Genomic DNA, 10760 nt, shown 5'->3' with positions numbered 1-10760 from the left:
CCGCACCCCAGCCGGAACGGCTCCCCCTGCGACCAGTCCGCCGCCACGCCCCGCATCACCAGCGCGCTGTCCAGCACCGCGCTGCCCGGCGGGAAGCGGTCCAGGTCCTCGAAGAACGAGGAGCGTACGGAGACGGGCCGACCCGCCGTCACCTTCCACGCGTCCGTGGACAGCTCCAGGACGTCCAGGTGGTCCCCGCCGCTGTTGGGGGAGAGGCCCCGCCGGCCGCGGCGGAAGAACTCCGACGCCTCCGCCAGGTCCGTGAACAGCCCGCTGCCGCGCAGTTCGTCGGCCGGCTCCACGGTCGCGTCCACCTCCACCTCGCCGTCCCGGGTCGCGAAGGCCACCCGTACGGACTCGGCGTCCTCCCGCACCGTGAAGTCGGCGCGGCCGTGCTCGCCCGGGTAGATCCGCCCGCCCGCGAAGGCGTTGAGGCGGGAGGCGGTGTCGCGGCGCGGAATGTAGACGCCGCGCTCGACGCCGTCCGGCCCGTCCCACTCCACGGAGATCCGGTGCGCCGCGTTCTCGCTGGTCAGCCCGGTCGTGGCGGGGGCCCAGGCGGGGCGGACGCCGCCGATCCGCAGCAGACAGATCCCGGCCACCGCCTGACCGCGCACCAGTTGGGGCCGCAGCGGCGCGGGCAGCAGGGCCGCCGCGATGTGACGGTCGACCCGGTAGTTCACCAGGAGGCGGCGTTCGATGACACTGGCGAGGCGGGGCCGGATCATGAGGCGTCGCCTTCCGGCGCGGAGCGCCACTTGGTGTTGCGGAGCACGATCTGCTCGGGGCACACGGTGCTGAGGAAGCGCCCCACGCACAGGGCGAGCCGCTCCTCGGCGAGCGAGTAGAGGATGCGGTTGGCGTCCCGGCGCTCGGTGACGAGCCCGGCCCCCTTGAGCACGCCCAGGTGGCGGGAGATGGACGGGGCGCTGATCGAGAACCGGCTCGCGATCTCCCCGGCGGCCAGCTCGCCGCCCCGCAGATCCTCCAGGATCTGGCGGCGGGTGGGATCGGCGAGCGCGCGGAAGGCGCTCGCCTCGTCATCGGCCGGAACGGTGGGTGATTCCATGTGTACATTTTTAGCACATGAGCTAAATAGCTAAGCAGCTCCCATGGGAGAGCCCCCGCGAGTCATGTCCTCGCGGGGGCTCTCCGTTCATCCGCCTGCCCCGGTGAAGGTTGAGAAGACGATCACGAGGCAGGGCGTCTGTGGTGGTGCGGTGCGCCGGTGTCCGGTCAGGGGGCGAGCAGCAGCACGTTCGCGCGCTCCTTGGCGGCGGCGTAACGCTTCGCCACGTCCTGCCAGTTGACGACCCGCCACATCGCCTCGATGAAGTCCACCTTCTGGTTCTTGTACTGCAGGTAGAAGGCGTGCTCCCAGGCGTCGAACACGAGGACCGGGACCGAGCCCTGGCCGACGTTGCCCTGGTGGTCGTATACCTGTTCGACGATCAGCTTGCCGCTCACGGGCTCGTACGCGAGCACGCCCCAGCCGGAGCCCTGGGTGGTCGCCGCGGCCTTCGTCAGCTGGGACTTGAAGCCCGCGTAGGAGCCGAAGGACTCGGTGATCGCGTCGGCGAGGTCGCCCACGCCGTCCGCCGCGAGGGGCTCGCCGCCGCCGTCGCCGGTCATGTTGTGCCAGTAGATCGAGTGCAGGATGTGGCCGGAGAGGTGAAACGCGAGGTTCTTCTGAAGGCCGTTGATCGCGCCCCAGGCCTCCTTGTCGCGGGCCTCTTCCAGCTGCTCCAGGGTGTCGTTCGCGCCCTTGACGTACGCGGCGTGGTGCTTGTCGTGGTGCAGCTCGATGATCTGCGGGTTGATGACCGGTTCGAGCGCCGCGTAGTCGTACGGGAGTTCCGGGAGCGTGTACGTGGCCATGATGCGAGCCCTCCGACTGCTGGGAATGCCGTCCAGTTGTTATTGCAAGCTATATGCAAGAGCAGGCTAACAGCAGGAGTGTCGCCCAAGTGATCAGCCCTTCGGCCTAGGACCTGCGGCGCAGCCTTCCCTCTCCCCCTCTCTTCCTGCTGTTTGCCCGGCAAAGGTGATTTGCTCCTTATTCCGTGCTGCGTACGCCGTCGCGCGTTTGGTCCCGTCGTTCCGGGGGACCCGGCCGGACAGCCGGGTGGCCCGGGGCCGGAACCCGGCCGCGCCGCCTGTTGCCCGCCCGCCCCGCTGATCAGGAGGACTTGATGGCACTCCCCGAAACGCCGAACGGCCCGAACGACGGTCGTGATCCGCGCCTGGCCCCGCCCCTCGCGGACGCGGCGGGCTGGGGGCCGCTGGACGTCCGCGCCGTCGACACCGTGCGGGTGCTGGCGGCCGACGCGGTGCAGAAGGCGGGCCACGGTCACCCCGGCACCGCGATGAGCCTGGCCCCGCTGGCGTACCTGCTGTTCCAGCAGGTCATGCGGCACGACCCGGCCGACGACCAGTGGCTCGGCCGGGACCGCTTCGTGCTGTCCTGCGGCCACTCCAGCCTCACCCTCTACATCCAGCTGTACCTGAGCGGCTACGGCATGGAGCTGACGGACCTGGAGTCGCTGCGCACCTGGGGTTCCGCCACGCCCGGCCACCCGGAGTACCAGCACTCCAGGGGCGTCGAGATCACCACCGGCCCGCTGGGACAGGGACTGGCCTCCGCCGTCGGCATGGCCATGGCAGCCCGGCGCGAGCGCGGCCTCCTCGACCCCGACGCCCCGGCCGGCACGAGCCCCTTCGACCACCACGTGTACGTCGTCGCCTCCGACGGCGACCTGATGGAGGGCGTGACGTCCGAGGCCAGTTCCCTGGCGGGACACCAGGAGCTCGGGAATCTGGTCGTCTTCTACGACTCCAACCACATCTCCATCGAGGACGACACCGACATCTCCTTCAGCGAGGACGTCACCGCCCGCTACGCCGCGTACGGCTGGCACGTCCAGACGGTCGACTTCACCCGCACCGGCGACTACGTCGAGGACGTCGACGCCCTGCTCGCCGCCGTCGAGGCCGCGAAGAGCGAGCGCGGCCGGCCCTCCCTGATCCTGCTGCGCACGATCATCGGCTGGCCCGCGCCCACCAAGCAGAACACCGGCAAGGCCCACGGCTCCGCGCTCGGCGACGACGAGGTCGCCGCCACCAAGAAACTGCTCGGCTTCGACCCGGACGCCGACTTCGCCGTCGAGGACGACGTGCTGAATCACGCCCGCGCGGTCGTCGAGCGCGGGGCCGAGGCCCACCGCGCCTGGGAGCCCGGCTATCAGGAGTGGCGCTCCGCCCACCCCGGGCGCGCCGAACTCCTCGACCGGCTGCGGGAGCAGAGGTTCCCCGAGGGCTGGACCGACAGCCTCCCCGTCTTCGACGCCGACCCCAAGGGCATCGCCACCCGCAAGGCGTCCGGCGATGTGCTCACCGCGCTGGCGCCCGTGCTGCCCGAGCTGTGGGGCGGCTCGGCCGACCTCGCGGGGAGCAACAACACCACCATGGAGGGCGAGCCGTCCTTCGTGCCGGAGTCCAGGCAGACCGGCGAGTTCCCCGGCAACCCCTACGGCCGCACGCTCCACTTCGGCATCCGCGAGCACGCCATGGGCGCGATCCTCAACGGCGTCGCGCTCCAGAGCCTCACCCGCCCCTACGGCGGTACGTTCCTGATCTTCAGCGACTACATGCGCCCGGCCGTCCGGCTCGCCGCCCTGATGAAGCTCCCGGTCACCTACGTCTGGACCCATGACTCCATCGGCCTGGGCGAGGACGGACCCACCCACCAGCCCGTCGAGCAACTGGCCGCCCTCCGCGCGATCCCCGGACTGGACGTCGTACGGCCCGCCGACGCGAACGAGACAGCCGTGTGCTGGCGCACCGTCCTGGAGCACCACGACCGGCCCGCCGGTCTCGCCCTGACCCGGCAGCCGCTGCCCGTCCTGGAGCGCGGGAACGGCGCGTACGCCCCCGCCGAGGGGGCCGCCCGGGGCGGCTACGTACTCGCCGACAGCCGGGGCGGGACGCCCGACGTCATCCTCGTCGCGACCGGATCGGAGGTCCACATCGCCCTGGAAGCCCGGGAGTTGCTGGCCGCCGAGGGGCGCGACGCGCGCGTGGTCTCCCTGCCCTGCCGCGAGTGGTTCGCCGAGCAGCCGTACGCCTACCAGGACGCCGTCCTGCCGCCCGGCGTCCGGGCCCGGGTCAGCGTCGAGGCCGCCGTGGCCCAGGGGTGGCGGGACGTCGTGGGGGACGCGGGCCGCACGGTCAGCCTGGAGCACTTCGGCGCGTCCGCCCCCTACGAGCGCCTGTACGAGGAGTTCGGCATCACGCCCCGCGCGGTCGCCGACGCCGCGCGGGAGAGCATCCGCGCGGCGGCCGGACCCGTCCGGCCCGGCGGGGAGCGCCCCGGCGCGGCTCCGACCGAGGGCGGCACCGGAGACGTCGGCTAGCCGACCACCACCACCCACCGGCTGCCGCCAGCCACCGGCGACCACCACCACCCACCAACACCATCGCCGTTGTTCACCCCACAGAGGAGTCCCATGTCCCCCGCACGCACCCCCCGATACACCGTTCCCGGCCTCGGCGTCGACGAGGGCCGACAGATCATCGACCTCCTGACGCTGCGCCTGCACGCGCTCAACGACCTCGCGCTCACGCTCAAGCACATCCACTGGAACGTCGTCGGGCCGCACTTCATCGCCGTCCACGAGATGCTCGACCCGCAGACCACCGCCGTACGGGACATGGCCGACGCCGCCGCCGAGCGCATCTCCGCCCTCGGCGGCGAGCCGAACGGCACCCCGGGCGCCCTGGTCAGGGAGCGGACCTGGAACGACTACAGCGTCGGGCGCGCCGACGCCATCGCCCACCTCGGCGCCCTGGACCTCGTCTACACGGGCGTCATCGGGGGCCACCGCGAGGCGGTCGAGAAGGCCGGCGGGATCGACCCCGTCACCGAGGACCTGCTCATCGAGCACCTGCGCGGTCTGGAGCAGTTCCAGTGGTTCGTCCGGGCCCACCTGGAGTCCGGCTCCGGCACCCTGTCGAACGCCGGCGCCGTCACCGAGGAGGCGGCCGCCGAGGCCGCGTCCCCGAAGCGGGCCGCCGCCAAGCGCACCCCCGCCAAGAAGACGGCGCTGCCCGCCCCGGCGAAGAAGACCGCGAAGAAGGCGGTCAAGAAGACCACGGCGAGCAGGCGCACCACCCGCTGACGAAACCCGGCAGGCCCTGGACGGGATCGTTCAGGGCCTGCGGCCGCGGAAGGTGCGGCGCAGGTCGCTCACCCACGCGTCGGGGTTCTCCCACGGGATGAAGTGGCCCCCGTGGTCATGCGCGTTGACGTTGACGTGGTTGAACCAGGCCGCCTGCGGGCCGTTCTCGAACGCCCGGACGCGCTCGTCGGCGGTGTGGACGCCGGGCGGGTTCTCGTAGGTGACGAGGGTGAGGCCCACCGGGGCCTGCACGACCGGGGTGCGGTCGTGGGCCGGGGCCCAGGGGTAGCGGTTGGCGTTGGCGTAGTAACGCATCGACGTGGCGATGGAGTTGTTGACCCAGTAGATCGTGGCGTGGGTCAGCAGATCGTCCTTGCTGAAGACGGACGACAGGTCGCCGCCGTTGTCGCTCCAGGCGTTCCACCGCTCCAGCAGCCAGGCGAGCAGCCCGGCGGGGGAGTCGCTCAGCCCGTGGGCCAGCGTGGCGCCGTCGAGCATGTGCACGGCGAGGTGCGGAGCCCAGCGGCGGTCCTGCTCGACGATGCGGGCGCGGACGTCGGCGGGCTGGTCGTCGGAGAGGGGGCGGTTCCGGGCGAAGTCCCAGGCGCGGGGGCCGGTGAAGAAGTCGAGCGGCAGCCCGGAGCCGATGTGGATGCCGTACAGCTCGTCGGCGTACTTGTGGCCGAGCTGGCTGGAGACGATCCCGCCGATGTCGCAGCCCCCGGCGGCGTACTTCCCGTATCCCAGCGTCTCGGTCATCAGGGTGTGCCAGAGGTCGGCCACCTTCCAGAAGTTGACGTCCGGAAAGCCGGTGAGCGGGCCGGGGAAACCGAAACCGGGCAGCGACGGCACGATGACGTCGAACGCGTCGGCCGGGTCGCCGCCGTACGCCGCCGGGTCCGCGAGCGGGCCGATCACCTTCGACCAGTGCCAGAACGTCCACGGCCAGCCGTGGGTGAGGATCAGCGGGACCGGGCGGGGGCCCCGGCCGGGCTCGCGCATGAAGTGCACGGGCACGCCGTCGACGCTCACCCGGTACTGCTCGTGGGCGTTGACGGCGGCCTCGGCGGCGCGCCAGTCGTAGCCGTCCCGCCAGTGGGCGACCAGCTCACGCAGAAAGCTCTCCGGAACGCCGTAGGACCCGTCCTCGTTCCCCTCGTCCAGTGGCGGTCGGGTCCGTGCGAGACGGGCGCGCAGATCGTCGAGGACCTGGTCGGCCACGCGTATCGGGGTGGGCTCCAGGGGGAAGACGTGCGGGGCGGTCATGGCGTGGTCCCTTCCGGGCCGGAGGAAGCGCTGTCACCCGAACGTTTCCACATCCGCCCCGCCCCGCGCGGCCGTACGCGATCCCTCCCCGGCGCTACCGCCGCAGGTCGTCCCTGGCCTGCGCGGCGAGGTCCGGGAAGTCCGTCACCACCGCGTCCACGCCCTGCCCGTAGTGGAAGGCGTACTCGGCGAACGCGTCGCCGAAGGCGGTGGGCGCACTGCCCCGGCGGTACGCGGCCGGGAGGTACTGGTTCTCCGCCCGGAAGGTGTACGCGCCGACCTTCAGGCCCGCCGCGTGGGCGTCCGCCAGCAGGGTGCCCGGCGGGACGAGCGAGGACTTGTCCGGGCCGATCCACTCCGCGTACGAGGCGATCTCGCGGAGCCCGGCCGGGGTCATCATGTCCCGGTAGGTGACCCCGTGCCCGTACGGGCCGCCGCTCGTGCCCAGCGCCTGCCACAGCGGGAGGCCGAGGCGGGCCGCGGCCACCCGGCGCAGGCTCGCGGGTTCGAAGGACTGGACGACGCAGTCCCGGGCGGTCAGCCGGTTCCGGCGGATCACCCGGATCAGCTCCTCCTCCAGCGGCAGCCCGATCGAACGGAAGTACGTCGGGTGCTTCGTCTCCGGGAACACCGCGATCCGCCGGCCCGACTCCCGGGACAGCCGCCGGGCCAGGTCGATCACCTCCCGGAAGGTCATCACCGAGCCCCGCCCGTCGAAGACCGTGTTGCGGTCGCGGACCAGCGGAAGCCGCTCCACCGTGCGCAGCGTCCGCAGCTCGCGCAGGAGGAAGTCCTCGGTGAACCAGCCGGTCACCGCCTTGCCGTCGACGGTCTTCGTGGTGCGTCGGTCCGCGAACTCCGGGCGGTCGGCGACGTCCGTCGTCCCGCCGATCTCGTTCTCGTGCCGCACGACCAGGACGTGGTCCTTCGTCGGCACGAGGTCCGGCTCGATCCAGTCGGCCCCGGCCCGTACGGCATAGGTGTACGCGTCGGCGGTGTGCTCCGGCCGCCAGCCCGCCGCCCCGCGATGCCCGATGACCAGGGGGCCCGACGGGCGGTGGGGCCGGCGCTCGGCTGCGGGTGCGGCGACGGCCGGGGCGGTGGCCGCGGCGGTGACGGCGGCGGTGGCCAGGAGGATCGAACGACGCCTGGGGGCAACGGACATGACGGCTCCTCGGGTGGGTGGAGCCACCACGGAAGCGAGGGCGGATGACGGCCCGGCGTACGGTACCCGGCCCTGCGATGTCCTGTTGGTCACGGGTGCAGGCGGCGCCGGAACCACACACCGGAACGCCGGACGCCGAAACGCCGGGCTCCGCCCCGATCGTACGAGGAGGAGCCCGGCGTTCGCAGAGGTCGTGCGGGAACCGGTACCGCGAGACGGTGGGGAGCGGCAGCTACTTCCGCTGCGCCGGGACCCCGGCCGTGTCGTCACCGCCGGCGCTGCTCTCGCCCTCACCGCCCCGTCGCCGCTGGCGTACGAGGCCGATGCCGATCAGCACCACGGTCAGCGCTCCCGTGGCCAGCAGCTGGTCCCGGGTGTCCGGCTGGCGCAGCATCAGCAGGAAGATGCCCACCATGGCGGCCAGGGCGACGATCGTGCCGACGGGGAAGAACCACATCCGCACGACCAGCTTCTCGGGCGCCTCCCGCTCGGTGCGGCCGCGCAGGATCAGCTGGGAGGCGGCGATGAAGATCCACACCACCAGGATCACCGCGCCGATCATGTTCAGCAGCCACGGGAAGACGTCGTCCGGACGCCAGTAGCTGAGCAGCACGCACGCGAAGCCGAAGACCGAGGAGAACAGCACGGCGTTGCGCGGCACCCCGGAGGAGATCTTCCCGAGCACGGCCGGGCCCTGGCCCCGGGCGACCAGCGACCGGGCCATGCGGGACGCGCCGTAGATGTTGGCGTTCATCGCGGAGAGCAGGGCGATGAGGATGACCACGTTCATGATCTGCGCGGCGGACCCGATGCCGAGGTGGTCGAGCATCGCGTAGAAGGGGCCGACCTCGGCGACCTTCGGGTCGTCCCAGGGGACCAGCGTGACGATGACCGCCATCGAGCCGATGTAGAACACCGCGATGCGCCACATCGCCGTACGGACCGCCTTCGCGACGCCCTGCACCGGGTTCTCGGACTCGGCCGCCGCGATGGTGACGGTCTCCAGACCGCCGTACGCGAAGACGGAGGCGAGGAGTCCGATGATGAACCCGTCCATGCCCTTGGGGAGGAAGCCGCCGTCCCCGGAGAGGTTGGACAGGCCGGGCGCGTCCGTGTCGGGCAGCACGCCGAAGATCGCCAGCAGGCCGAGCACCAGGAACAGGGTGATCGCGATGACCTTGAGCGCGGCGAACCAGAACTCGAACTCGCCGAAGTTCTTCACGGCGGCCAGGTTCGTCCCGAGGAAGATCACCATGAACAGGGCGACCCACGCCCACTCCGGTGTCCCCGGCAGCCAGCCGCTGACGATCTGCGCGGCCCCGATGCCTTCCAGGCCCACGGCGACGCAGAGGAGGAACCAGAAGGACCAGCCCGCGGTGAACCCGGCCCACGGGCCGATCGCCCGCTCGGCGTGCACGGAGAAGGAACCGGAGGCCGGATTGGCGGCCGACATCTCGCCCAGCATGCGCATCACCATCATCACGAGCAGCCCGGAGATGGCGTACGCGACGATGATCGAGGGCCCCGCCGCGGCGATCCCGGCGCCCGAGCCGACGAACAGCCCGGCGCCGATCACCCCGCCGAGGGCGATCATCGAGAGGTGACGCTGTTTGAGTCCGTGGGTGAGCGCGGAGTCCGCCGAGGGGCCGGCGGGGGCCGCGGAGTCAGCGGTGGGGGGAGACGCGGAGGTCCGAGGCATGGACAGGCTCTGTTCGGTAGCTGAGACAGGGGACGAACCCACAGTCTGAGCATCCGCACCGCTCACAGGGAACAGGTGTCCGCTATACGGTCACCAGGCTCACACAAGGTGTACACCCGCCTACCGGTCGGCAGCGGGCGAACCTCCGCGCTTCTCCCGCCGCTGCCGCCCCACGGCCACCAGCAGCACCAACGCCGTCGCCCCGGCCGACCACAGCACCTGCGGGCGCGCCGCCTCGTCGGTCAGCATCAGCACCAGCACCCCGAACAGCCCGGCCAGCGTCACCCAGGTCAGATACGGGAACCACCACATCCGCAGCGTGAGCGCCTCGGGGGCCTCCTGCTCCAGCCGGGCGCGCAGCCGCAGTTGGGAGGCGGCGATCAGCGCCCACACGAACAGCAGCACCGCGCCGACCGAGTTGAGCATGTAGAGGAACACCGTGTCCGGCCACACCAGGTTGAGCAGCACGGAGACGAAGCCGAAGGCCACCGAGGCCAGCACCGCCCGCCGGGGCACACCGCCCGCCCCGGGGGCGCCCGAGACCTTCAGCAGCCCGCGCGGGGCCTCACCGCGCTCCGCCAGCGAGAAGATCATGCGGGAGGAGCCGTACAGATTGGCGTTGAGCGCCGAGAGCAGCGCCACGAACACCACGATGTTCATGATCTGCCCGGCCGACGGCACCCCGATCGCGTCCAGCACCTTCACATACGGGCTCAGGCCCGCCTGCTGCGCGGTCCACGGCAGCACGGTCACGATCACCAGCATCGAGCCGACGTAGAAGAAGAGGATGCGCACCACCGCGCTGCGCACCGCACGCCCCACCGCGCGCGCCGGGTCGTCCGTCTCGGCGGCGGCGATGGTGACGACCTCCAGACCGCCGAAGGCGAAGACCACGGTCAGCACACCGGAGACGACCCCGCCCCAGCCGTTCGGCAGGAAGCCGCCCTGGCCCGTCAGATTGGTCATCCCGGCCGGATCGGTGTCCGGGAGCCATCCGAGGACGGCCAGCACCCCGAGCACCAGGAAGACCACGATCGCGCCGACCTTCAAGGAGGCGAACCAGAACTCGAACTCGCCGAAGTTTTTCACCGCCGTCAGGTTCGCCGCGGTGAACACCACCATGAACACCAGCACCCACGCCCACGGTTCGACGCCCGGCACCCAGCCATGGGCGATCTGCGCGGCCGCCGTCGCCTCCACGGCGAGGACCACCACCAGCAGGAACCAGTACAGCCAGCCGACACTGAACCCGGCCCACCGCCCGAGCGCCCGCTCGGCGTGGACGGAGAAGGAACCGGAGGCGGGCATCGCCGAGGACATCTCGCCCAGCATCCGCATCACCAGCATCGCGAGCGCCCCCGCGATCAGATACGAGACGACGATGGCGGGCCCCGCCACCGCGATCCCCGCGCCGGAGCCCACGAACAGCCCCGCCCCGATCACCCCGCCGAGC

The 10760-nt window shown here is 71.7% G+C and carries 9 protein-coding genes; 2 read left to right on the top strand and 7 right to left on the bottom strand.

Annotated elements, in window-relative coordinates; all coding sequences use genetic code 11:
- The 3 genes from HET64_RS31100 to HET64_RS31090 all read right to left on the bottom strand — a co-directional run.
- On the bottom strand, window positions 1-728 hold a 728-nt coding region (locus HET64_RS31100), incomplete at its 3' end, for a DUF2071 domain-containing protein (protein ID WP_215110488.1).
- On the bottom strand, window positions 725-1069 hold the full coding sequence (locus HET64_RS31095; RefSeq protein ID WP_215110487.1) for a metalloregulator ArsR/SmtB family transcription factor: 345 nt from the start codon (window positions 1067-1069) through the stop codon (window positions 725-727). The genes HET64_RS31095 and HET64_RS31100, both read right to left, overlap by 4 nt.
- A 167-nt stretch (window positions 1070-1236) precedes the next feature.
- Window positions 1237-1878, bottom strand: a complete 642-nt coding sequence (locus HET64_RS31090; protein WP_215110486.1) for a superoxide dismutase — start codon at window positions 1876-1878, stop codon at window positions 1237-1239.
- A 314-nt stretch (window positions 1879-2192) separates the two neighbouring features.
- Here HET64_RS31090 and tkt point away from each other — a divergent pair, with 314 nt between their 5' ends.
- Together tkt and HET64_RS31080 are read left to right on the top strand one after the other, a co-directional pair.
- A complete protein-coding gene (gene tkt / locus HET64_RS31085) occupies window positions 2193-4412 on the top strand; it encodes a transketolase (protein ID WP_215110485.1) in 2220 nt (739 codons plus the stop codon).
- A gap of 93 nt (window positions 4413-4505) precedes the next feature.
- The gene (locus HET64_RS31080) at window positions 4506-5177 is read left to right on the top strand and encodes a Dps family protein (protein ID WP_215110484.1); all 672 of its coding nucleotides are present in this window, start codon (window positions 4506-4508) and stop codon (window positions 5175-5177) included.
- A gap of 30 nt (window positions 5178-5207) precedes the next feature.
- Here the strand turns inward: HET64_RS31080 and HET64_RS31075 are convergent, their stop codons facing one another.
- The 4 genes from HET64_RS31075 to HET64_RS31060 form a co-directional block, all read right to left on the bottom strand.
- Window positions 5208-6443 (bottom strand): epoxide hydrolase family protein, encoded by a 1236-nt coding sequence (locus HET64_RS31075; RefSeq protein ID WP_215110483.1) that lies wholly within the window; start codon window positions 6441-6443, stop codon window positions 5208-5210.
- Between the two features lie 94 nt (window positions 6444-6537).
- Window positions 6538-7608, bottom strand: a complete 1071-nt coding sequence (locus tag HET64_RS31070) for a glycerophosphodiester phosphodiesterase family protein (RefSeq protein ID WP_215110482.1) — start codon at window positions 7606-7608, stop codon at window positions 6538-6540.
- Window positions 7609-7840: 232 nt separating this feature from the next.
- Window positions 7841-9307 (bottom strand): amino acid permease, encoded by a 1467-nt coding sequence (locus HET64_RS31065; protein ID WP_215110481.1) that lies wholly within the window; start codon window positions 9305-9307, stop codon window positions 7841-7843.
- Window positions 9308-9427: 120 nt separating this feature from the next.
- A partial coding sequence (locus HET64_RS31060) for an amino acid permease (RefSeq protein ID WP_215110480.1) occupies window positions 9428-10760 on the bottom strand: 1333 nt, incomplete at its 5' end.

The organism is Streptomyces sp. McG3, assembly GCF_018619185.1.
Classification (GTDB): Bacteria; Actinomycetota; Actinomycetes; order Streptomycetales; family Streptomycetaceae; genus Streptomyces.
Note: the sequence above shows the minus strand (reverse complement) of the source record. Positions and strands in the feature narration are given on the sequence as shown.

Coding starts and splice junctions, on each gene's coding strand:
- HET64_RS31095 (WP_215110487.1), bottom strand. CDS start 1,069: ATGGAATCACCCACCGTTCCGGCCGATGACGAGGCGAGCGCCTTCCGC.
- HET64_RS31090 (WP_215110486.1), bottom strand. CDS start 1,878: ATGGCCACGTACACGCTCCCGGAACTCCCGTACGACTACGCGGCGCTC.
- tkt (WP_215110485.1), top strand. CDS start 2,193: ATGGCACTCCCCGAAACGCCGAACGGCCCGAACGACGGTCGTGATCCG.
- HET64_RS31080 (WP_215110484.1), top strand. CDS start 4,506: ATGTCCCCCGCACGCACCCCCCGATACACCGTTCCCGGCCTCGGCGTC.
- HET64_RS31075 (WP_215110483.1), bottom strand. CDS start 6,443: ATGACCGCCCCGCACGTCTTCCCCCTGGAGCCCACCCCGATACGCGTG.
- HET64_RS31070 (WP_215110482.1), bottom strand. CDS start 7,608: ATGTCCGTTGCCCCCAGGCGTCGTTCGATCCTCCTGGCCACCGCCGCC.
- HET64_RS31065 (WP_215110481.1), bottom strand. CDS start 9,307: ATGCCTCGGACCTCCGCGTCTCCCCCCACCGCTGACTCCGCGGCCCCC.